Origin of the sequence: Streptomyces sp. A012304 (assembly GCF_026008495.1) — a bacterium.
In the GTDB taxonomy this organism is placed as follows: domain Bacteria; phylum Actinomycetota; class Actinomycetes; order Streptomycetales; family Streptomycetaceae; genus Streptomyces.
On the sequence record NZ_BQUN01000020.1, the window covers coordinates 1 to 21,828 of the forward strand.

Consider the following 21,828-nt stretch of genomic DNA (forward strand, 5'->3'; position numbering starts at 1 on the left):
TCGCCCTCTTCGGGCTGTGCGCCGTCGCGCTCCACGACGTCCCCCGCATCACCGGGACCGTCGCCCTCATCCTCACCCTCACCGCGCTCGGCGCGGCCATGTACCGCTAAGGACCCACCGTGCAGTTCGTGACCATCGGCGGCGTCACCGTCGGCATCTGCATCGCCCTCTACACCCTCGTGAAGTGGTGGCCCGGCCTCCCCTCCCTCCGCAAGAAGCCGCAGCAGCACCTCGGCAAACTGCTGCCCTTCCTCCTCGCCTGGTCCTACGGCGTCCTCGCCATCCTCACCGTCGGCGGCCTCGTCGGATGGATCGCCGACACCACCCTGTGGATCACGTCGTGGCTCGGCGACGTCGCCCTCGTCTGGGGCGTCGGCGGCCAGTCCAGGCAGAGCGCCACCGCCACCGCCTACCTGCCCCTCACCCAGACCGGCACCGCCATCGTCCTGATCCTCACCGTCGGCATGGTCGCCGCAGCGAAGAAGTCCCAGTACGGCCACGACCTGAAGATGGGCACCTGGTGCGGCATCACCCTCGGCACCTCCGCCGGCGTCGCCGGGTTCGCCGCAGTGCCCCTCGCCCAGGCCGCGAACTGGCTCGGCGGCACCGTGTACGGAGTCCTGTGATGACCGCCGAGGAGGAGCCGTCCCGGGCGGCCGGCGGGTGCGTCCTGGTCGTCCTCGGCGGCGCCGGTACGGCCGCGCTGTTCGCCGTCGACGAGGCGGTCGGTGTCCTCGGTGTGGTGGCCGCCGGGTGGGTGGCGCTGTACCGGTCGGCCCGCCGGAAAGGTACAGACCTACCCCTCCCCTCCCCCACCGCCACCCCCTCCCACGGCGACGTTCTCGCAGTTGAGACGGGCAGAGCCGCGAGCGTGGTGAAGGGGCCGGGAGGGGTCACCATCATCCATCCCGAGATCGAGTACGTCACCGACCCGGACAGCAGCGGGGAGGTGACCGACGATGCTGAAGCGCCTGCTCGCCGCCCTCGGCTACGAGTACTGCGCCGAGTGCGGGTGGTGGAGTAAGCCCGCCTGCGGCCACTGACCCCACCCCGAGACCAGCCCCACCGCACCCTCGCGCGGTGGGGCTCTCCCGCATCATGGGGTCATGGAGTCGCAGAACATCCGCCCCGGCCACCTCACCGCCCACCAGACCGCACGGGCCCTCGGCATCACCCTCGACGGCGTCCGTCAACTCGTCCACCGAGGTCGGCTCACCCGCTCCGGAGGCAGCCCCCGGCAGCCCTGGTACTCCGCCCAAGACGTCACCGCCCTGATCGTCGAACGCCAGCAGGCCAAGACGGCTTGACCGCAGGTCAGACACCGTGTCACGATCCCGGTGTACAACTGTGCCCTCAACCGGCACCACAGACGCACGACGAAGCCCCAGCTCGGTCCCACCGGTCGGGGCTTCGTCGCGTCCACCCACGCGGGTCACAACACGGCCACAACACCCTCAGACACCCTCAACGCGGCACATGATGCCCCCTCAGCACCACACGTCCTTGGGGGGACCATGAAGACCCGCACCGCAGCCTGCGCCGCCCTACTTGCCCTCGCAGCCCTCACGACCGGCTGTAGCGACGGAGACGGCGGCTCCATCGCCGACGAACCCGCCTGTAAGAAGGCCATGGCCGAGCGGCTGAAAGAGACCATGCCCACCGGCAAGACGCCCGACGCCAAGGTGAACCCCGCCTGCGTCGGCCTCGACCAGCAGACGCTGGAACGGCTCGCCGGGGAAACCCTCAACGAGTACCTGGAGAGCGACCAGGCCAAGAAGGACTTCGAGGAAGCGATCGAGAGCGCGATCCCCACCCCAGACTTCGGCGACCTCGACAACCTGCCGACTCCCTGACGCGACGGAGGCGCCCGTGGCCGGCAACCCCCGCAACGGGCGCCCCTACCGCCGGCTCTGCGCCTGGCTCCGCGCCCAGCGCCTGCCCTGCTGGCTGTGCGGCCACGAGATCGGCTACCAGCTCGACGCCCGCCACCCGCTCAGCTTCACCCTCGACCACGAGATCCCGCTCAGCCGCGGCGGAGACCTCCTCGACCGGGCCAACGCCCGCCCCGCCCACCGGCGGTGCAACAGCAGCAAGGGCAACCGCACACCCCGGGCGCCCAAGGCGGCGCCGCAGAGAGCCTCACGGAGATGGTGACGATGAGCTATCGGCCCTACCCCAACGCCCGCCGAGCCCTGCACCACGTTGCTCGCGGATACCGGCTCGCACGTCAGACATGGCGCGACGACGCAGGCAAGCAGGTTGAAGTCCGCAGCTACGACGGCGTCATGTCCAAGGGGGTTGAGGCGGAGGTGCGGCGCCTCCTGAACCAGGAGCGACGGCGCCGGCACAGCGCTCGGTAGCGAGCATGCTGTACGTGGTCACCGGCCCGCCGACCGCAGGCAAGTCGTCGTGGATCCAGGCGCATGCTACGGCGCGTGACATCGTCATCGACCTGGACCTCATTACCCGCGCGCTTTCAGGACCAGGCGCCCCCCAGTGGAACCAGGACCCCACCATCCTGCGCGTCGCCCACCGCGCCCGGTACGCAGCCATGGACGAGGCGTTCACGCTGCGCGACAAGGTCGACGTCTACCTGATCCACACCATGCCCAGCCGCAAGGCCCTGGCCAAGTACAAGCGGCTCGATGCACGGATAGTGACCGTCGACCCGGGGCGCGAGGTGGTCATGCAGCGCATCGACGCGATGCGCGACCCGGACATGCGCAGGGTGGCCACCCGGTGGTACCGGCAGCGGCCGGCAGCGTCACGCGGAGCGATGCCGCAGGCGTCACGGGCCTGGTGAGCACGCCCGGCCAGTGAGAGCCGGGCCAATTTTTAGGGGGAGGACCGGGCGACCCAAACGCCCTTGTCGCCCGATTTTTTGCGCGGCCGATTTTAAAGATCATTTCGCGTGAACTCAGTTCGACCCTTCTACTCGACGTCACTCTGCGTGACATCACTCTGAGTGATGGGGGTGGTGATCATGGCGGTGGCCGACAAGATCGCCGCTGAGCTTGACGATCTTCATGCGGAGGAGACGGCGCCTGGTATGGCGGCCGTCGCCCTCGACCTGGCCAGGGCGATCGACGGCACCGACGCTCCGACCGCAAAGGCCGTCGCCGCCCGCGAGCTGCGCTCGATCATGGCCGACCTCCGGAAGCTGGCGCCCGTCGAGTCGAAGGGGGATGCGGTCGATGACATTGCTGAGCAGCGAAAGAAGCGCCGGGCGGCTGCCCGCCAGCAGTCAGCCGCAGAGTGACGACGGGCGGGTCTACGGCTGGCAGACGCCGCCGATCCAGACGGCGCCGCCGGCCGTGTCGAGCGCCGGCCAGGAGGCGATCGACCTTGCGGCGCGGGCGGGCCTGCGCCTGGACCCGTGGCAGCAGCACGTCCTGCGGGTCGGGATGGGGGAGAAGCCGGACGGCAGTTGGGCGTCGTTCGAGGTCGCCGTCAACGTTCCTCGCCAGAACGGCAAGGGCGGGATCATCGAAGCCCGTGAGCTGTGGGGGCTGTTCATCGGCGGGGAGGAACTGATCCTCCACTCGGCGCATGAGTTCAAGACGGCGAAGAACGCGTTCAAGCGGATCGAGCGACTGATCCGGCAAACCCCTGACCTGCACAAACGCGTGAAGACGTACCGGCAGACGGTGGGCGAGGAGGGCATCGAGCTGCACACCGGGCAGCTGCTGCGGTTCATCGCCCGCAGCAAGGGGTCGGGGCGCGGCTTCACCGGGCACTGCAACGTGATGGACGAGGACATGATCCTTGGTGACAACGAGATGGACGCCCTGCTGCCCACGATGGCGGCCGTCGAGGACCCGCAGATCTGGTACTTGGGCAGCGCCGGCATCGGCGCCCCGTCGGTGCAACTGGGGCGGCTGCGGCGCCGCGCGCTCGCTGCGGTCGAGGCGGGAGTGCCGGATCCGTCGCTGGCCTACATGGAGTGGTCGGCGGACCCGCACGTCGACGAGTGCCCGCAGGACTGCACAGCGCACGACGACGCGGCCTCGGACGAGGCCGTGCTGAAGTCGAACCCGGGCGTGGGCTACCGGCTGACGCTGGAGAAGGTGGCCCGGGAGCGGGCGACGCTGAGCGCGTCCGGCTACGCGCGGGAGAGGCTCGGTGTGGGCGACTATCCCTCGGACAGTGCCGACACGTGGCAGGTCATCGGCGAGGACGCCTGGCGGGCTCTGGCGGCCGCCGAGTCCGCGCCGTCGGACCCGGTGGCGTTCGCGATCGACATGACCCCCGAGCGCTCCCACGCGGCGATCGCCGTGGCGGGCGAGTGGCGCGGCGGCACGCACGTCGAGGTCGTCGACCACCGCCCGGGCACGGGCTGGATCCTCGACCGGGCGGTGGACCTGCATGAGAAGTGGAAGCCGCGCTGCTGGGTTGTCGACGCCGGCGGCCCGGCCGGGTCGCTCATCGCCGACCTGCAAGACCGGCTCGGCGTCGAGGTGGTGCAGCCCAAGGCCCGCGACGTCGCCGCGGCGTGCGGCCAGTTCTACGACGCGGTGACCGAGCAGACGCTGTCCCACCTCGACCAGGCGCCGCTCGCCGCCGCCCTGGCGGGCGCGCAGAAGCGGCCGCTCGGCGACGCGTGGGCGTGGGCCCGGCGGATCGTCTCCGTGGACATCAGCCCGCTGGTGGCCGGGACGCTCGCCAAGTGGGGGCTCGGCGCGGACGTCGAGGACACCAGCGACCCGCTCGACAACATCTGGTGAGGGAGGCTCGATGACCAGGGCAAACATGGTCGGCGCCCTGGCGTCCGCAGCTGGCTGGGCGGTCCGCTGGCTGCCCGGCGCCACCGGGGCCGCGCTGATCTCGTGGGCGGCGCTGATGGTGTACGTGCCCGCCGGCCTGGCCGTCGCGGGCCTGTTCTGCCTGGCGGCGGACTGGAGGGCGGCACGGTGAGCCTGTTCTTCAGCCGGCGCCGGGAGACCCGGTCGCCGTTCACGGAACCGCCGATCCCCCGGCCGTCACAGGCGTCGTCGTTCTCTCGGGTCGACCTGGCGCAGGCTGAGGCCAGCTTGCAGAAGGTGGCGGTGTGGTCGGCGGTGGACCTGATCGCGTCCCTGACGTCGATCCTGCCCATCGACGTCTACGAGGGCACCGGCGCCGCGCGACGCGAGCTGCCGCTGCCCAAGGTCCTGGAGGATCCGTCCGGGGAGGGCTACGGCACCGCCGACTGGATCTACCAGTACATGACGTCCCTGCTGCTGCGGGGCAACACCAACGGCCGTGTGGCCGCCCGCGACCGGATCGGCAACCCCACACAGATCGTGCTCTATCACCCGGACCTGGTGCAGGGCTGGCGCGACCCGAAGTCCGGGCTGCCGACGTGGCGTGCCGGCGCGGAAGAGGTGCCCGCGGCGGAGATGTGGCACCAGCGGGCCTACGTGATCCCGGGCCGGCTTATGGGCCTGTCGCCGGTGGCGCACCACGCGACGACGATCGGGCTGGGCATCGCGGCGGAACGGTTCGGCCAGCAGTGGTTCGAGGATGGCGCCCACCCCTCCGGTCTGCTGGTCACCGACCAGGCCCTGAACAAGGAGCAGGCCCACACCGCCAAGGAGCGGTTCATGGCCGCGCTGCGCGGCACCAGAGAGCCGGTCGTGCTCGGGCAGGGCTGGAAGTACCAGGCGATCCAGGTGGCCCCGAACGAGAGCCAGTTCCTGGAGACGAACGGGTACACGTCGGCGGAGTGCTGCCGGATCTTCGGCCCGGCCATCGCGGAGGTCCTCGGCTACGAGACGGGCGGGTCGATGACCTACGCCAACGTCGAGCAGCGCAGCCTCGACCTGCTCACCTACGCCCTGGACCGGTGGCTGGTGCGCACCGAGAACATGCTGACCGCGCTCCTCCCGCCCGGCCAGTACGTGAAGCTCAACCGGGCCGCGCTCGCCCGCACCGACCTGCTGACCCGTTTCCGTGCCCACGCCCTCGCGCTCCAGAACCGGTGGACGACACCCAACGAGGTTCGCGACCTGGAAGACCAGGCTCCCGTGAAGTGGGGCGACGAACCGAATGTGGCCCCGGCGCCGAAGGTGCAGATCGACTGAAGGAGGGACGCTGTGAGCGTCAAGAGCGACCGGGCCAAGGTGTCCGGGACCGAGCGGCGCGCGTTCCCCGTGCAGCTGGAGGTGCGCGCCAAGAAGGGCGTCAGCAACGTGTCCACGATCGAGGGCTACGCCTCGGTCACCGAGTCGCCGTTCGAGATGTGGGACTGGCTGGGCCCGTATTCGGAGGTGGTCCGCACGGGCGCGTTCGCTAAGACCTTGGCGGAGAATCCTCAGGTGCAGCTGCTGCTGAACCACGGCGGCCTGGCCATGGCCTACACCAAGGCCGGCACGCTGCGGCTGTCGGAGGACACCACCGGCCTGCACATGGAAGCGGACGTCTCGACGAAGCGTTCCGACGTCGGCGACATGCTGGCGGCCCTCGAGGAGGGCAGCGTCGATGAGATGTCGTTCGCGTTCCGGGTGACCCGCCAGCAGTGGTCCCCGGACTACGACCAGCGGGACATCCTCGAGGTGGACCTGCACCGCGGCGACGTGTCCGTCGTGAACTTCGGCGCGAACCCCGCAACGTCGGTCGGTGCGGTGCGCGCCGCCGACTTCGACCGCCTCGACGAGGCGGACGCCCGGGCGCTGTACGAGCGCCTGGCGCGCAGGTTCCAGCCCGCCGAGGCGGAGCCGACGACCATGTCGCTGTACCAGGCTCAGGCCGCCGTACTCGGCCTGTAGCCACCCCCTGACGCCTGCACCACCTGACGCGCCGGAGCCCACGCCGGAGCGGTCCGCGGCATGCCCGCAGGACGCGCCACCACCTGGGCCACCACCCGAACGGCACGCGGGCGCGACCCACACCCAACCCGTAGAAGGGAGCGAGCAATGCTCGCCTACCTGCGCAAGCAGATGAGCAGCGCGCTCGAAGCCCGGGCCGCGCTGAAGACCGAGCTCGACGGCATCGTGAAGACCGCCGAGGACGCCGGCGCCGAGAAGCTGTCTGCCGACCAGCAGACCGCGTTCGACGCCAAGCGGGCCGAGCTCCGCGCCAAGGACACCGAGATCGAACAGCTCGACGCCCGCATCAAGGACCTCGAGGAGGACGAGAAGCGGGAGCAGCGCGCCGCCCAGATCCACGCCCAGCACGGGCAGGCCGGCGAGCGGCGCGAGCGCGTCACCGTCACCTCCGAGCCGGAGACCTACCGCAAGGGCGGGCAGACCTCCTACTTCCGGGACCTGTTCCGCGCGCAGATGAAGGGCGACACGTCGTCCATCGAGCGCCTGGCTCGCAACGACCGCGAGGTGGCTGACCGCCTCCAGCGGATCGCCCGCGGCGCCGAGAAGGCCCTGGAGGGCATGGAGGCCCGCGCTCTGTCCACCACGGACGGTGCCGGCGGCGAGTTCGTGCCGCCGCTGTGGATGATCAACGACTACATCGCGCTGGCCCGCGGCGGCCGCGTCGTCGCCGACCAGGTCCGCCCGATGGCGCTGCCCCCGGGCACCGACTCGATCAGCCTGCCGCGCGTGGCCAGCGGCACCGCCGTTGCGGAGCAGACCACGCAGAACACGGCGGTGCAGAACACGGACGCGACGACCAACTCGGTGACCGCGAACGTCACGACGATCGCCGGTCAGCAGGTCGTCGCCCAGCAGCTGCTGGACCAGTCGCCGATCAACATGGACCAGATCCTGCTGGCGGACCTGGCGGCGGACTACGCCGTGAAGGCGGACGTGTTCGTCATCAACAACAACGCCACCAACAAGGTCGGTCTGCTCAACGTCTCCGGCCTCAACGCCGTGACCTACACCGACGCGACCCCGACGGTCGCCGAGCTGTACCCCAAGGGCGCCGACGCGGTGCAGCAGATCCACACCGGCCGGTTCCTGCCGGGCGACAAGCACTTCATGCACCCGCGCCGGTGGGCGTGGATGACCGCGGCCGTCGACACCGCCGGCCGACCGCTCGTGGTGCCCGCGGCGAACATGCCGCAGAACACGCTCGCCTCGATGGAAGCAGTCAACGCGGAGGGCTTCGTCGGCACCTGGCACGGCCTGCCGGTCTTCCTCGACCCGAACATCCCGACCAACCTCGGGGCGGGCACGAACGAGGACCGCATCATCACCCTGCGCTCCAGCGACGTGATCTTCTTCGAGGGCACCCCGCAGGCCGAGGCGTTCCGCGAGACGAAGGCCGACCAGCTGAGCGTGCTGCTGCGGTTCTACAACTACGTGGCGCTGCACGCCTCCCGCTACCCGAAGTCGATCTCGGTCATCGCGGGCACCGGCCTGATCACCCCGACGTTCTGAGCCGACCCGGGCCCGGGCGGCTGACGCTGCCTGGGCCCCGTCTGCAAGGGAGGCAGACATGCCCGACAAGGAACAGGCCACGAACGTGCGCACCGGCGAGGACGTCGTCACCGAGGTGCCCACCGCCGACGAGGCTTACGTACAGGCGCTGCTGCGCGAGCGCGAGGGCTACGTGCGCCACGACCGGGCCGACCGGGCGGCGGCCGTCGACGCCGAGCTGAAGCGCCTGGGCGTCGCCGTCTCGGACGGCCAGGAGACGGCCGTCGAGTCCAAGCCGCGGCGCACCGCGCGCGGCAAGTAGCCCCGATCGTCCGGTCCGGTCGCCGCGCCCCGCTCCAGCGCGGCCCGGGCCGGGCCCCGACCCGCAGTGAGAGGGGACCGAGGTGAGCTACGACCTGGGCGACGTCGTCACGCTGAGCACCACCGTGCGCGACTCCGCCGGCGCCCTGGCCAACGCGGGGAACATGGCGCTGACCATCACCCTGCCCGACGCCACCACCACGTCGGTGCCGACGGTCGCGCCAGCATCGACCGGCACCTACACCTACGCCTATCCGACCGTGCAGGCCGGGCGGCACACGGTGCGCTGGCTGGCGACCGGGGCGAACGCGACCGCCTACGCCGACGTGTTCAACGTGCGGCCGGCCGCGCCGCCGATGCTGTTCTCGCTGGCGGAGGCCAAGGCCAAGCTCGACATCCCCGCGTCGAGCACCTCGGAGGATGAGGAGCTGCGGGAGTTCATCGAGGCGACCACCGCCGCGGTGGAGTACTTCGTGGGCGCGGTGGTGCGGCGCACGGTGCAGCAGGTCGTCCAGGGCGGCCGCGACGTCTGGCTGCTGCACACCACCCCGGTCCTTGCGGTCACCACCGTGACGGCGCTGACGTCGTGGCAGCAGGCCGTCGACACAAGCGTCCTGGACGTCGACGCCAGCACGGGCGTCGTGCGCCGCACGGACGGGCTGTGCTTCGACCAGGGCGACTACCGGATCACCTACACCGCCGGCCGGGCGCTGGTGCCGCCGCACGTCAGCCTCGCCGGGAAGCTGATCCTCCAGCACATGTGGCGCACCAACTACGGCGCGTCCCGGGGTCTGGCCGGGATCGGAGGCGGCGACGACGTCTCCGTCACCGAGCCGATTCCCGGCTTCGGCTACGCGATCCCCAACCGCGCGCTCCAGCTGCTCCAGCCGGACCGGGACTTCGGAGGCTTCGCATGATGACCTCCCGCGTCCCGGCCGCCGTCGACGCGCTGCTGGCGATCCTGCGAGCGGCGCCGGCGCTCGCCGAGGTCGACATCGTCGACGGCCCGGTCGCGGTGAACCTCACGAGGCTCCGGCGCATCCACGTCGGTTGGCAGCCCGGCGCCGACGCGGCAGTGTCGCTGGAGCAGTCGTTCAACGGCGCGGGCGCCCGCACCCGCGACGAGGCCTTCACGATCCTCTGCTACGCCGAAGCGCGCGCCGGCGACAAGGACATGCAGGCCCGCCGCACCGAGGTGTTCGCCCTGGTCGGCGAGATCGAGCAGGCACTGCGCGCCACCAACGCCGCCCCCGCCGCGCCGACCCTGAGCGGGACCGTGCTGTGGGCGCACCTGACCGCGGGCGATCTGATCCAGGCGCAGGCGGAAGGCAGCCTCGCCGGCCTCGCGTTCGCGGTGACCTGCCAGGCCCGTATCTGACCCACCCACTCAAGGAGTCCGCCATGGCGCGTGTGCGCTTTCTGGGTCCCGAGCCGGTCACCGTGCCCGAGCTCGGCGACCGCGAGATTCACCCCGACCAGGTGGTCGAGGTCCCCGACGAGCGGTTCGAGGGCTACGTGTGCCAGACCTCGACCTGGGAGCCCATCGAGGAGCCCGGCGCCGCGAAGAAGAAGACCGCGGCCAAGCCGCCGCAGAAGATGGAGGACTGATCCATGGCGATCGGATCCGGTCTCGGCGCCCAGCTCGGCATCGCCGCCGAGTCGACCTACGGCACCTTCGTGGCGCCCACGAAGTTCATCGAGTTCACCAAGGAATCGCTCGCGCTGAAGAAGACCACGGCGCAGTCCGCCGGCATCGCGGCCGGGCGGCTGCTGCCGCTGTCCGCGCGACGGGTGCTGACCCGTCGCGAGGGCTCCGGGTCGATCGACCTGGAGGTCACCAACAAGTCCATGGGGCTGCTGATCCAGGCGCTCATGGGCACGTCCGTCACCCCGGTGCAGCAGGGCGCGACAGCCGCCTACCTTCAGACGCACACCCTGGCCAGCGTGGCCGGGAAAAGCTTGACGATCCAGAAGGGCGTGCCGCTCACCACCGGGACCGTGACGGACAAGTCGTTCGTCGGCTGCAAGGTCACGGCGGCCGAGTTCTCGTGCGGGGTGGGCGAGATGCTCACCGCATCGTTCGAGGTGGACGCCAAGGACGTCGACGAGGCGCAGACCCTGGCGGCCGCGTCGTACCCGTCGATGAGCCCGTTCCACTTCGGGCAGATGGCGGTCAAGACCGGCTCGTTCGGCTCGGAGACCGCACACGACGGCATCCGCAAGATGTCCTGCAAGATCGAACGGCCGCAGGACCTGGAGCGGTTCTACGCCGGGCAGGCCGGGCTGAAGAAGGAACCCATCGAGAACGACCAGGTCAAGATCTCCGGCACCATCGAGACGGACTACGTCGCCACCACCCTCGACGACCTCTACACCAGCGACGGCGCGACGTCCCTGGTGTGGGAGTTCGTCGGCCCGCTCATCGCGTCGACGTTCTTCGAGACGTTCCGGATCACGCTGCCCGCGATCCGTCTGGACGAGGGGCCGCCGGTCGTCGACGGCTTTGGCGTCGTCAAGCCGACCTTCAACTACGTCGGCCTGTACGACGGCACCAACCAGCCGAAGATCGAGTACATCTCGACCGACACGGCACTGTGAGCAGGCCGTGACCCAGGATGTGCGGATCCTCAACACCGGCAGCCTGCTGGAACTCTCGCGGCGCCTGCGCGCTGCCGGGAACGAGAACATCCGCCAGTCCATGCACCGCCGCATCCGGCGCGCCGCCGAGCCGCTGCGCACCGATCTCCAGGCGTCGATCCGCGGCCTGGACATCCGCCCGCCCGGACGGTCCACCCGCCCGGGCGGCCCGTCCCCCACAACCCGCCCGCTGCGCGCCACGATCGCCGACGCGATCCGTATCAGCGTCCGCACCGGCGCCAGCCCGGGGGCCCGCGTGTGGGTCGACAAGGGCCGGCTGCCGCCCGACCTGCGCAACATGCCGAAGGTGCTGAACGACGGCCGGGTCCGTCACCCCGTCTTCGGCAACCGCCGCCGCTGGGTGACCCAGTGGGCGCAACCCCCGTGGTGGGACACCGTCGTGCGCCGCCACACCCCCCGTATGGAGCGAGAGGTGGCCCGCGTCCTGGACGACGTCCGGCGCCGCCTCGAATAGGAGCAGAACGTGATCATCCTCTACAAGCCCGAGGGCGGCACCGAGGAAGCCCTCGACGCCGGCCGCCTGCGCGCCTCCGAGATCCAGACCATCGAGCGCACCGCCGACGACCGCTGGGATCTCATCAAGGAACGGATGCGCCAAGGCGACGTCAACGCCCTGCGCACCGTTGCCTGGGCCATCAAGCGGCGTACCCACGCCGCCCTCAGGTACGGCGACTTCGACCCCTACGAGGACGAACTGGTCGTGCGCCTCGACGACCGCGAGGTCGCCGTCTACGCCGCGGGCTTGTTCGAGAAGTACCGGGACACCGAGGACCTGGACGCCGCGTTCGACGAGCTGCGCGACGTCGCGTTCAACCGGGAGGCCGCCGACCGGGCGATCGCCGACGTGACGGCCCCAAAAGACCCGGCACCCGAAAAGCCCCTGCCGGAGCCGGAGCCAATCCCGGCGCAGGACACGGAAGCTTCGCCGACCGCTTCCTGAGCTACCTGCCGCTGTTCGGCCTGTACCTGCACTACACCAAGCGGGACGTCGAAGACCTCACCGAGGCCGAGTTCGACTACCTCACCGCGTGGATCGACCGACACGACGCACAGATCCGCGGAGGTGAGTGATGGCGCAACACCTCACGTTCGTCCTCGACGGGAACGACAACCTCTCCCCGGTCCTGAACGGGGCCGGGGACGCCTCGACCCGGCTGCACCGCCGCCTCAACGACGACATGGCGGGCAACGCGGCAGCGGTCCGGCGGTTCACCACGGACGCCAACGGCCGGCTGCGCGACCTCAACGGCCGGTTCGTCTCCGCGGCAGACGCGGCCCGCCTCATGGGCGACGGCATGCCCGTCCTGGTGCGCCGCCTCGGCGACGTCTCCAGCGCGGGCGGGGACGCGGCCGTCTCCCTCGGCAAGTCGGGCGGCGGCCTCGGCGGAGCGATGATCGGGGTGGCGGCGATCGCCGGGCTGTCCCTGCTGCCCGCCCTCGGCGCTCTGGTGCCCATGATGGCCGGCGCCGGTCTGGCCGCGGGCACGCTCAAGCTCGGCTTCTCCGGCATCGGCGAAGCGATGGAGGCGGCGGGCAAGGGCAAGAAGGAGTACGCCGAAGCCCTCAAGAAGCTGCCGAAACCGGCGCGGGACTTCACCAAGGAACTCGTCGGCCTGAAGAAGGAGTTCGGCGGGATCGGCAAGGACATCCAGAAGGCGATGCTGCCCGGCTTCACCAAGGCCCTGAAGGACGCTGGCCCCCTGGTGAAGATCCTCGGCGACGGCATGACCCAGCTGGGCGGCGCGTTCGGCAAGGCCGCCCAGGGCGCGGGCAAGCTGTTCCAGGACTCCGGCTTCCAGCAGGACCTGAAGGCGAACCTGGACCTGGGCCGGATGTTCGTCGGCGACATGCTGTCCGGCTTCGGCCGGCTGGGCCGCAGCTTCCTGGACTTCGGCGCCGCGTCGAAGCCGACCCTGACCGCGCTGTCCGGCGGCATCCGCGATCTGCTCGGACAGGGTCTGCCCGGCATGTTCGACGGGCTGAAGGTCGGCATCGAGGGCAGCAGCAAGTTCCTCACCGGCTTCTTCAACATGATCAACACGCTGCTCCCGGCGATCGGCCGGTTCAGCGGGGAGGTCGCCCGTACCTTCGGCCCGCTCCTGGGCGAGCTGATGACCGGGTTCGGTGAGCGCGGCGCCGGCGCCCTGGACTTCTTCGGCAAAGCCCTCCACGCCCTCATGCCGGTTTTCAAGGACCTGGGCTACGGCGTGAAGTCCTTGACGGACATCCTGCGCCTCATCGGGCCCACCGTCGCCGACGTCGGCAGCGCCATCGTCGGCACCCTCATCCCGAACTTCGGCAAGGTCGAAGAGGCCAAGGGGCCGCTCCAGCGCCTCAACGACGCCATCAACGAGAACAAGATCGGCATCCTGGAGATGGCCCGGGTCGCCGGGAACGCCTTCCTCGACATCGCGGGCTTCGCCATCCAGATGGCGCCGTATGTCGTCGGCGGCTTCCGCGTCATGGCCACCGGGGCCCTGACCATCATCGACGGGCTGGTCAGCGGTGCCGCGACGGCGTTCGGGAACCTGCCCGTCATCGGCGACAAGTTCAAGGACGCCAACACCGAGTTCGACAAGTTCAAGGAAGGGTTCCTCGGCGGCCTGGAAACCGCGCAGCACAAGGTCGAGGACTTCGCGGCGGCCGCCGGCCCCCGGCTCTCCGCAGGCAAGCTGAAGCTCGACATCAACAGCTGGAACGCCCAGCTGACCGAGGCCAAGCGGAAGCTCAACACCGTCCCGAAGTCGAAGCAGGCCTCGGTCATCGCGACCATCAAGGACCTCGAGGCGAAGATCGCCAGCGCCCGGCGGCAGCTCGGCGACATCGACGGAACGGTGGCCACCACCTACGTCAACACCGTGTACCAGAAGGCGGAGGCCAGCGTGCAGAAGCCGTTCCGCAGGGACGGCGGCCCGGCCCCGCGGTTCGCGGGCGGCGGCATGCCCAGCGGGATGCTGTCCGGCCCGGGCACGGGGACCTCGGACAGCATCCCCATGTGGTGGGCCTCGGACGGCGAGTACGTCATCAACGCCCGCAGCACGGCGAAGTACCTCGGCCTGATCGAGGCGATCAACGCCGACACTCTCGGCAGCGGGCGCGGGATGGCGGGCGCCGGGTCGGCGGCCGCCGCCGGTCTGGCCGGCGGGATGACCGCCGGCCGGGACGGCGTGCTGTCCTCCGCGCGGTTGATGGCGGCCGCCGTCACCGCCGGGGTCAAGGCCGAGCTGGAGATCGCCTCACCCTCGAAGAAGATGACCGCGCTGGCCAAGGACATCGGCAAGGGCCTGATCCTCGGCCTGACCGGCAGCCGCGACAAGATCCAGGCCACGGCGAAGGATCTGGCCGCGGACATCCGGGCGGCGTTCTCCGGCGCGAAGGAAGCCGGTCTGCTGCGGGCGGTCGACGCGCAGACGAAGAAGCTGCTCGGTCTCGCGGCCGCACGCGACAAGCTCGCCGCGACGATCACCGCCGCGCGGCAGTTCGCATCGACCGTCACCCAGTCGGCCCGGGACGGCGCGGGCCTGTCGAACCTGGGCCTCGAGCCGGAGCAGGTCACCGCGGGCAGCATCAAGTCGGGCCTCGCCTCGAAGCTGGCGCAGATCAAGCAGTTCACGTCGTACATCGGGATCCTGGCGAAGAAGGGCCTCAACCGGGACCTGCTGCGGCAGATCCTCAACATGGGCCCGGAGGCCGGGTTCGCCTACGCCAGTGCGCTGGTCGGCGCGGACAAGGCCACCTTCGGCGCCATCAACTCGCTTCAGTCCCAGATCAAGTCCTCCTCGGACTCGCTGGGCCGAGCGGGCGCTGACGCCTTGTACGACAGCGGGGCCGCCGCGGGCAAGGGCTTCCTGAAGGGACTGGAGTCCCAGCAGAAGGCGATCCAGGACGCCATGATCAAGATCGCCAAGGGCATGGAAGCGGCCATCAAGAAGGCCCTCGGCATCAAGAGCCCGTCGACCGTGATGGCCCAGCTCGGCGTGTACTCCACGCAGGGCCTGGCCGCCGGACTGGTCGAAGGCGTCCCCGTCCTGGACCGCGCGCTGGGCGCCGTGGCCGGACGCGTCGCCGACACGAGGCCCGTTCTCGGCCGGGCCGCTGCCGCCGGCGGGGGCGGGACGGTCGTCAACGTCCAGGTCGACGTGCACGAGGCCATGGACCCGGTGGCCGTGGGCCGCGAGCTTCAGCGCGTCCTGCTCCAGTTCGGTCGCGCGCAGGGCGCGACCGTCTCGCTCAACGTAGGAGGGTGACGTGCCGCTGCTCGTGGAAGCAGGGTGGGGCGGTCTGGTGCAGCTGCCCAACACCATCACGTGGACGGACATCACGCAGTACGTCAACGATGTGCGCGGGGTGACCATCACCCGGGGGGCGTCCGATGAGCTGTCGGACACCCAGCCGGGCACGGCCACGATCGTCTTCGACAACGAGGACGGTGACCTCACCCCGGGCAACGCCGCCAGCCCGTTCTACCCCTACGTGCGGCGCAACACCCCGATCCGGATCTCGGTCGCGGTGATGCCGACGGTGTCCGGGTCGGCGCCCTACCCGATGGCCCAGTTGGGCGACGACTTCGACGACGGCCGAGTCAACACCGCGACGTGGGTGACGAACACCGCGCCCGCGACCGAGACCTCAGCCGGATACCTGCGGATTCCCGTCAACCCGGGCGCCGACACCAACTTCACCAGCGCCCGACAGTGGACCTTGGCAGGCAGCAAGCTCACCGCGAAGCTCTGTTCGGTACCTGCGCTGAACGGATCCTCGAACTGCGCGGCCAGTATGTGGGTCACGTCGACCACGTCCGGCACCCGTATCGGCTGGCGCTACGACGCAGGGACCGGTGTCATCAGCGCCCAGTCCCAGACGGGGTTCGCCGACGGCGCCGCCGTGAACCTCACTTACTCCGCCATCGACCACGCGTGGCTGCGGGTGCGGGAGTCCGGCGGCACCGTCTACTGGGAGACCTCCAGTGACGGCTTCACCTGGACGACGCGCCGCACCCTGGCCACCCCGGCCTGGGTGACGTCGCAGACCCACGCGGTCGACTTCCCCACCACCCGCACCGGCGGCACGGCCGGCTACATCGAGTGGGACCTTCTCGGCGCGGAGGTCCGGCCCCGCTTCTGGGGCATGGTCAACGAATGGCCGGTCGAGTGGGAGGGCTTGGTCAGCAAGGTCACGGTCTCGTGCACGGACCTGTTCAAGCGCCTGAACCGGCTGCCGACCCTGAAGTCGATGCTGACCGAGGAGATCCTTCACCAGTCCGTGCCGTCGATCGCCACGACCCTGTCCGCGTACTACCCGCTGACCGAGCCGTCCGGGTCGGCGGCGGCCGGCGACCTCTCCGGCTCCGGCTGCGGCGCGCTCGCCACCACCCAGGTCGGCTCCGGCGGGACGCTGGAGTTCGGCAGCACGGGCCTGCCCGAGACCGGCGACGGCTCGGTGACGGTCTCCCCGGCCAGCGCGAGCGCCGGCCTGTACCTGACCGGCGACCTCGGCCAGACCTTCCAGGACATCAGCACCACGACGCCGATGAACGTCGAGTGCTGGATCAAGACCACGTCGACGTCACGGGCGATCCTCGGGCTGTTCCACTCCAACCTGGACTGCCAGTACGTCCTGACCATCAACGCGTCCGGGGAACTCTGCATCGAGCACACCAACGCCGGCGGCACCCTCACCGTCTACAACAGCCTCCAGGTGGTCAACGACGGCGAGTGGCACCACATCTTCCACGACGGCTACCTCAACAAGCAGCTCTGGATCGACGGCGTCGCCGGGCCGGTCACCCTGTCCGTCGTCGACACCCCCGGGCTGCGCCACCTCCACGTCGGCGGCTACCGCGGCGCCCGCCTCTTCGACGGGCAGATCGCCCACGTCGCCGTCACCCACGCCCAGGGAGACATCGCCGCCACCCTGTCCCCGATCCGCTGGGAAGCGGGCACGAGCGGCTTCTCCGGGGAGACGGCGGACGAGCGGATCGAGCGCCTGGCCCGCTACGCCGACCTGACCTCGGTGACGATCCTCGGCTCCACGTTCGACCCGATCGCCTCGCAAGGGCCGGCCGGGTCCTCGGTCGTCGCCCGGATGCGGGAGGTCGAGGCCACCGAGTCCGGCCGGCTGTACGCCGAGCGGGACGGCTACGGGATCGCCTTCCAGTCCCGTGACCTGCGCTACAACCCCGACCCCGCGTCCGAGGCCTTCACCATCGCCTACGCCGACCTGGAGACCAAGGGCGCCCGCCTCGCCGACGACGACCAGAAGCTGGTCAACTCCATCGAGGCGAGCCGACCGGGCGGCGCGATCCAGCGGGTGACCGCGCCCGCGAGCATCCTCGCCTTCGGCACCTACGACCCGGGCGCCCTGAGCATCCTCAAGACGTCCGACCTGAGCGTGCTGGACGCTGCGTACTGGCGGGTGTCCCGCTACGCCAACCCGCAGCCCGAGCTGCGGGAGGTACCGATCGAGGCGTACACGATGTCCACCTACCTCGACATCCTCGACGCCGACATCAGCAGCTACTTCTCCGTCACCGGCATGCCGGACGAAGCGCCGGCCACCTCGGCCCGCGTCACCGTCGAGGGCTACACGGAGACGATCAGAGACCGAAGCCACGTCATCCAGTTCCACACCTCGGCCACCTTCACCGACACCGTGTGGGTCCTCGACGACCCCACCTACTCCGTCCTCGACTCCACCACCCGCCTCGCCTACTAGGAGCAGCCCATGCCCATCGCCGTCGTCCGCGCCGAGGCGTACTACCGGCCGCCGACCAGCCTGCCCCCGGACGCCTGGGCCGGCGTGCCCGCCGCCGAGCTGGTGTGGAAGTGGGTGGAGTCCAGGTTGGGCCGCCGTCTCGTCCCGCCGGAGGGGAACGTCGAGCAGACCCCGTACTGGGCGCGGATCAACCAGAACCGGTGGGTGGCGGACTGCATCTGCCGCAGCGCCCAGGTGGTGTCACCGGCCGACCCGCGGTTCGCGTGCACCGAGTGCGGGTGGGGCTGGGTCGACCTGGTCTTCCCCGCCGACCCGGCCGCCGTCGAAGCGAGTCTGGCCAGCCTGCCGCCCTACCTGCGGAACTGGTGGCACGACCTCGACCCGGCCAACCCGTCCCCGCCGGTCGTCGGTGAGGAAGGCGGCGGAGCGTGACCTTCGCACCGAGAACCTGGGTCGTGGGGGAGACCGTCACCGCGGCCCTGATGAACCAGGAGATCCGCGACCAGTTCTCCTCGATCTTCGACGCGTGGACGTCCTACACCCCGACGTGGACCGCGTCGTCCAACCCCGCCATCGGCAACGGCACGATCACCGGCCGGTACCTCAAGGTCGGCCGGAAGTGCATCGCCGTCGTCAAGATCACGATGGGGTCGACCACCACCTACGGCTCCGGCGGCTACAGCATCGGCCTGCCCTTCACCTCCGCCTCCGGAGTCGACTACCTCGGCACCGCCCGCCTCGTCGCCGCCAACGCGTGGAACGGACAGTGCGTCATGACCGGCGGCAACGCCGCCTTCAACGTGACGTTCCCCGCCTCCAGCACTGACACCCGGTCGGCGACCCTGTCCGCGACCGTGCCCGAGACCCTGGCCAACACCCACGTGGTCCGCGCGCAGATCGAGTACCAGACCGCCAGCTGACCCCGCCCCGCCACCACGCCCCGAGCCGACGGTCGGGGTTTTCTCATGCCCCGAGGAGGGCTCATGGCCAAGCAGGGCCCCCAGAAGATTCCGGGCGCCTCACAGCGCTACTTCTACGGAGAGGGCGCCTACTCCGGCTCCGACATGGAGGTGAACTGCGGCGTCGTCCACACCACGGAGGGGCGCACGCTGCCCTCCTACAACGGAGGCGCGATGGCCCCCACCGTGACCGGCGTCCCGGACATCGCGGCCAAGCGGATCCGCTGGTACCAGCACTACGACGTCGACGAGTCCGCGCGGGCCCTCGCCAACAAGCTCGGCGGCGTGGCCACGAACACCGCGAACGCCTTCCAGATCGAACTGGTCGGCACCTGCGACGACACCAAGGCGAAGACCTGGGGCACGGCCCGGGCCGGCGTCGACTACCTGCACTGGCCCACCGCCCCCGACTGGGCGCTCGCCGAGGTCGCCTGGCTGGTGCGCTGGCTGCACGACTACCACGGCGTGCCGCTCACCTGCGTCCACGACTGGCTCGCCTACGGCAAGGACAACCGGCGGCCCGGCATCACCCCAGCCTCCTACGGCACCTCCCCGGCCCGCATGAGCAACGCCGAGTGGCAGGCCTTCACCGGCTGGTGCGGCCACCAGCACGTCCCCGAGAACGACCACGGCGACCCCGGCTCGATGGACTTCGCCCGCGTCATCGAGCACGCCAAGGCCAGCGGCCAGCAGCCGGCCGCCCCCGCCCCGACCCAGCCCGCCGCCAAGGAAGGAGCCGACGTGGCCCCGATGATGCTGGACGAGTCCAACCCCAACGACGTCGAACTGCCCTCCGGTGAGTGGGTCGGGCTCGCCCTGGCGGACGCGGTCCTCCACTCCGGGCCGCGCCTGCACGACACCCTCGTGCACGTCCTGCTCGCCGAGGACACCCCGGCCGAGGCCCGCGTCGAGGGCCGCTTCTACCTGACCGACACCGCGGGGAAGACCCCTTCCGCCTACCTGCCGATCACGCGGCACGGCGGCGGCGGGCACCAGTTCGCCCTGTCCGGCAGGGTCCCGGCCGGGCGGCACCTGCGCTTCCAGCTGCGGGTGACGACGCCCGACGACAGCCCCGTGACGTTGCTGCATCGCGCCGTGTCCGGTCCCTACTGGGCCACGTCCTGACCCCCTGATCCTGTCCATCGGAAGGAACCCCATGTCCCAGCTCCCCCTGCCCAGCACGCAGACGGTCGTGAAGACCGCCGGCACCTACGCCCGCGACCTCCTGGAGCGCGTGCTGACCACGTTCCTCCAGGCGTTCATCGGCGGCATCGCCGTCACCCAGCCCCTCGACGGCAGCATGTGGTACGCCGCCCTCGCCGGCGGAGTCGGCGCCGTCCTCGCCCTGCTCAAGGGTCTGTTCGCCAGGCTCCGCGACGTCACGAACTCCGCGAGCCTCGCCAAGGGCGTGTGATGGCTCGCCGGGCGGCCCGGCGGCTACGCGTTCTGCTGGGCCGCCGCGGCGCCTTCCTGTTGATCCTGGGCATCGGCAAGACCTGCTGGGGTGTGGGGTTCCTCGTCGACCCGCCAGCCCCGGCGGGCCTGCGTCTCCTCACCGAGCTGTGCGACATCCAGGACTGGGCCTGGCTGTGGATCGCCGCCGGCCTCGTGACGACGTTCAGCGCGTTCATGCGGGTCGGCCGTGACTGGGCCGGATTCGTGGCCGCGCTGGTTCCCCCCACTGTGTGGGCGATCGCCTACACGGCCGCTGTCGTCAGCGGCGAGTACTCCCGCGGCGCCTACGTCGCAATCTGGTACCTGACCTCGCACGTCGGGGTCATCTTGTGGGCGTCGCGGGTGCCCGAGCATTCGGTCCCCCACGTATCTCGCGCCGCCCGGGAAGGCGGGCCTGGGTGAGTATCTGGGCGGGGATCGTGGCCGCGTTCGGCACGGTCGGCATGGTGGTAGCTGGGCTGTTCGCCGCGCGGGCTACGACCCGGGCGGCGGCCGCGACGGCGGAGGCGACTCGGGCGGCCGCGCTGGCCCAGGCGGAACCGAACCAGCGCGAACAGGACCGGGCCGCGTTCGAGGCGATCAAGGCGGAGCTGAAGGAGGATCTGGCGGAGACGAAGGCCGAGGTGGTTCGGGTGCGCGGTGTGCTGTGGTCGATCTGGGGCTGGGCGGTGTCGCTCAGGGACCAGGTGGTCGATCTGGGCGGCACGCCACAGCAGACGCCGAATGACGTCGAGGACTATTTCCGGACTGGCGTGTGAGACGGCCCCCGCTGCTGCCCTTCGGGGCGGCGGCGGGGGCCGCTTCGTCATGTCCGGGGTCAGACGGTGGGCGGCTGCCCGTACACCGCCATCCACCGGTCGCCGCGCAGCACGATGTCGGCGGTCTCCACCGCGCGCCCGGTGGCCTGGTCGTAGTAGGTCCGCTCGATGAACAGCACCGGCCCGGGCGGCGTCATGCCGAGTGCCTGCGCCTCCGTGCGGGTGGCCATGCGGGCCCGGACCTTCTCGACGGGATCGCCGACCTCGATGCCGAGGACCCGCATGCGGGCGGCGACGCCGACGCCGGCGTAGGGGCCGACCTCGGGCAGGGCGACGAGGGACTGCCCGGTGAGGGCGAGCGGCTCCCACGACTCGGCGAGTTGCACGGGCTGGTCGTCTGCAAGGTAGGTGTACGAGGTGTGCATCACCGCGGCGCCCGGCTCGATGCCGAGACGCGCGGCCACGGTCTCGCTGGCCTGGGCGGTGGTGGAGTCGTGCCGCCAGGTGCCGACCGCGCCCTGCTCGGCGGCGCCCTGCGCGAACGGGCTGTCCTCGCTGCGCCGGCGGTGCTGGCGGACCAGGAGGGCGGGAGTCTCCTTGCTGCGGACGTAGTGGCCGGCGCCGTGCCGGGAGACGACCAGGCCGTCGTCGACGAGGACCTTGTAGGCG

28 protein-coding genes are annotated in these 21,828 nt (G+C 70.7%); 27 read left to right on the forward strand and 1 reads right to left on the reverse strand.

Annotation, left to right across the window (positions count from 1 at the left end):
- Nucleotides 1-119: 119 nt before the first annotated feature.
- The 27 genes from ALMP_RS05675 to ALMP_RS05805 all read left to right on the forward strand — a co-directional run bounded on the left by ALMP_RS05675 (nt 120) and on the right by ALMP_RS05805 (nt 21,159).
- Nucleotides 120-626 carry a hypothetical protein gene (locus ALMP_RS05675; RefSeq protein WP_264925100.1) on the forward strand — a complete coding sequence of 169 codons (507 nt, stop codon included), beginning with the start codon at nt 120-122 and terminating at the stop codon, nt 624-626.
- Complete coding sequence (locus ALMP_RS05680; protein WP_264925101.1) at nt 626-1,024, forward strand: hypothetical protein; 399 nt, start codon at nt 626-628, stop codon at nt 1,022-1,024. Before ALMP_RS05675 ends, ALMP_RS05680 begins: the two co-directional genes overlap by 1 nt.
- An 82-nt stretch (nt 1,025-1,106) precedes the next feature.
- Nucleotides 1,107-1,307, forward strand: a complete 201-nt coding sequence (locus ALMP_RS05685) for a hypothetical protein (RefSeq protein WP_264925102.1) — start codon at nt 1,107-1,109, stop codon at nt 1,305-1,307.
- A 207-nt stretch (nt 1,308-1,514) separates the two neighbouring features.
- Nucleotides 1,515-1,853, forward strand: a complete 339-nt coding sequence (locus tag ALMP_RS05690) for a hypothetical protein (RefSeq protein WP_264925103.1) — start codon at nt 1,515-1,517, stop codon at nt 1,851-1,853.
- Nucleotides 1,854-1,869: 16 nt separating this feature from the next.
- On the forward strand, nt 1,870-2,154 hold the full coding sequence (locus ALMP_RS05695) for an HNH endonuclease (RefSeq protein ID WP_264925104.1): 285 nt from the start codon (nt 1,870-1,872) through the stop codon (nt 2,152-2,154).
- A gap of 211 nt (nt 2,155-2,365) precedes the next feature.
- Nucleotides 2,366-2,803, forward strand: coding sequence for a hypothetical protein (locus tag ALMP_RS05700; protein ID WP_264925106.1), 438 nt, complete (start codon nt 2,366-2,368; stop codon nt 2,801-2,803).
- Nucleotides 2,804-2,968: 165 nt separating this feature from the next.
- Nucleotides 2,969-3,259, forward strand: a complete 291-nt coding sequence (locus tag ALMP_RS05705) for a hypothetical protein (RefSeq protein WP_264925107.1) — start codon at nt 2,969-2,971, stop codon at nt 3,257-3,259.
- Nucleotides 3,195-4,724 (forward strand): terminase, encoded by a 1,530-nt coding sequence (locus tag ALMP_RS05710; RefSeq protein WP_264925108.1) that lies wholly within the window; start codon nt 3,195-3,197, stop codon nt 4,722-4,724. The genes ALMP_RS05705 and ALMP_RS05710 overlap by 65 nt, the downstream gene beginning before the upstream one ends.
- A gap of 10 nt (nt 4,725-4,734) precedes the next feature.
- The gene (locus tag ALMP_RS05715; protein WP_264925109.1) at nt 4,735-4,914 is read left to right on the forward strand and encodes a hypothetical protein; all 180 of its coding nucleotides are present in this window, start codon (nt 4,735-4,737) and stop codon (nt 4,912-4,914) included.
- Nucleotides 4,911-6,062 carry a phage portal protein gene (locus ALMP_RS05720; RefSeq protein WP_264925110.1) on the forward strand — a complete coding sequence of 384 codons (1,152 nt, stop codon included), beginning with the start codon at nt 4,911-4,913 and terminating at the stop codon, nt 6,060-6,062. The genes ALMP_RS05715 and ALMP_RS05720 overlap by 4 nt, the downstream gene beginning before the upstream one ends.
- A 12-nt stretch (nt 6,063-6,074) precedes the next feature.
- Complete coding sequence (locus ALMP_RS05725) at nt 6,075-6,746, forward strand: HK97 family phage prohead protease (RefSeq protein WP_264925111.1); 672 nt, start codon at nt 6,075-6,077, stop codon at nt 6,744-6,746.
- Nucleotides 6,747-6,893: 147 nt separating this feature from the next.
- Nucleotides 6,894-8,315: a phage major capsid protein gene (locus ALMP_RS05730; RefSeq protein ID WP_264925112.1), complete on the forward strand. Its 1,422-nt coding sequence runs from the start codon at nt 6,894-6,896 to the stop codon at nt 8,313-8,315.
- 58 nt (nt 8,316-8,373) lie between these two features.
- Nucleotides 8,374-8,616 carry a hypothetical protein gene (locus ALMP_RS05735; RefSeq protein WP_264925113.1) on the forward strand — a complete coding sequence of 81 codons (243 nt, stop codon included), beginning with the start codon at nt 8,374-8,376 and terminating at the stop codon, nt 8,614-8,616.
- Between the two features lie 82 nt (nt 8,617-8,698).
- Complete coding sequence (locus ALMP_RS05740; protein ID WP_264925114.1) at nt 8,699-9,532, forward strand: hypothetical protein; 834 nt, start codon at nt 8,699-8,701, stop codon at nt 9,530-9,532.
- Nucleotides 9,529-9,993, forward strand: a complete 465-nt coding sequence (locus tag ALMP_RS05745; protein ID WP_264925115.1) for a hypothetical protein — start codon at nt 9,529-9,531, stop codon at nt 9,991-9,993. Before ALMP_RS05740 ends, ALMP_RS05745 begins: the two co-directional genes overlap by 4 nt.
- A 23-nt stretch (nt 9,994-10,016) precedes the next feature.
- Nucleotides 10,017-10,223 (forward strand): hypothetical protein, encoded by a 207-nt coding sequence (locus tag ALMP_RS05750; RefSeq protein WP_264925116.1) that lies wholly within the window; start codon nt 10,017-10,019, stop codon nt 10,221-10,223.
- 3 nt (nt 10,224-10,226) lie between these two features.
- Nucleotides 10,227-11,213, forward strand: a complete 987-nt coding sequence (locus ALMP_RS05755) for a phage tail tube protein (RefSeq protein WP_264925117.1) — start codon at nt 10,227-10,229, stop codon at nt 11,211-11,213.
- Between the two features lie 7 nt (nt 11,214-11,220).
- A complete protein-coding gene (locus ALMP_RS05760; RefSeq protein ID WP_264925118.1) occupies nt 11,221-11,727 on the forward strand; it encodes a hypothetical protein in 507 nt (168 codons plus the stop codon).
- Between the two features lie 9 nt (nt 11,728-11,736).
- The gene (locus ALMP_RS05765) at nt 11,737-12,213 is read left to right on the forward strand and encodes a hypothetical protein (RefSeq protein WP_264925119.1); all 477 of its coding nucleotides are present in this window, start codon (nt 11,737-11,739) and stop codon (nt 12,211-12,213) included.
- Between the two features lie 130 nt (nt 12,214-12,343).
- Nucleotides 12,344-15,520, forward strand: a complete 3,177-nt coding sequence (locus ALMP_RS05770; RefSeq protein ID WP_264925120.1) for a hypothetical protein — start codon at nt 12,344-12,346, stop codon at nt 15,518-15,520.
- A 1-nt stretch (nt 15,521) separates the two neighbouring features.
- Nucleotides 15,522-17,987 (forward strand): LamG domain-containing protein, encoded by a 2,466-nt coding sequence (locus ALMP_RS05775; RefSeq protein ID WP_264925121.1) that lies wholly within the window; start codon nt 15,522-15,524, stop codon nt 17,985-17,987.
- A gap of 9 nt (nt 17,988-17,996) precedes the next feature.
- Complete coding sequence (locus ALMP_RS05780) at nt 17,997-18,419, forward strand: hypothetical protein (RefSeq protein ID WP_264925122.1); 423 nt, start codon at nt 17,997-17,999, stop codon at nt 18,417-18,419.
- A complete protein-coding gene (locus tag ALMP_RS05785) occupies nt 18,416-18,907 on the forward strand; it encodes a hypothetical protein (protein ID WP_264925123.1) in 492 nt (163 codons plus the stop codon). Before ALMP_RS05780 ends, ALMP_RS05785 begins: the two co-directional genes overlap by 4 nt.
- A gap of 63 nt (nt 18,908-18,970) precedes the next feature.
- Nucleotides 18,971-20,071 carry a hypothetical protein gene (locus tag ALMP_RS05790; protein WP_264925124.1) on the forward strand — a complete coding sequence of 367 codons (1,101 nt, stop codon included), beginning with the start codon at nt 18,971-18,973 and terminating at the stop codon, nt 20,069-20,071.
- A 31-nt stretch (nt 20,072-20,102) separates the two neighbouring features.
- Nucleotides 20,103-20,360, forward strand: coding sequence for a hypothetical protein (locus tag ALMP_RS05795; RefSeq protein ID WP_264925125.1), 258 nt, complete (start codon nt 20,103-20,105; stop codon nt 20,358-20,360).
- On the forward strand, nt 20,360-20,803 hold the full coding sequence (locus ALMP_RS05800) for a hypothetical protein (protein WP_264925127.1): 444 nt from the start codon (nt 20,360-20,362) through the stop codon (nt 20,801-20,803). The genes ALMP_RS05795 and ALMP_RS05800 overlap by 1 nt, the downstream gene beginning before the upstream one ends.
- A gap of 17 nt (nt 20,804-20,820) precedes the next feature.
- Nucleotides 20,821-21,159: a hypothetical protein gene (locus ALMP_RS05805; RefSeq protein ID WP_264925128.1), complete on the forward strand. Its 339-nt coding sequence runs from the start codon at nt 20,821-20,823 to the stop codon at nt 21,157-21,159.
- Between the two features lie 59 nt (nt 21,160-21,218).
- Here the strand turns inward: ALMP_RS05805 and ALMP_RS05810 are convergent.
- Nucleotides 21,219-21,828 (reverse strand): GntR family transcriptional regulator (locus ALMP_RS05810; RefSeq protein WP_264925129.1); only part of this gene is annotated, 610 nt, incomplete at its 5' end.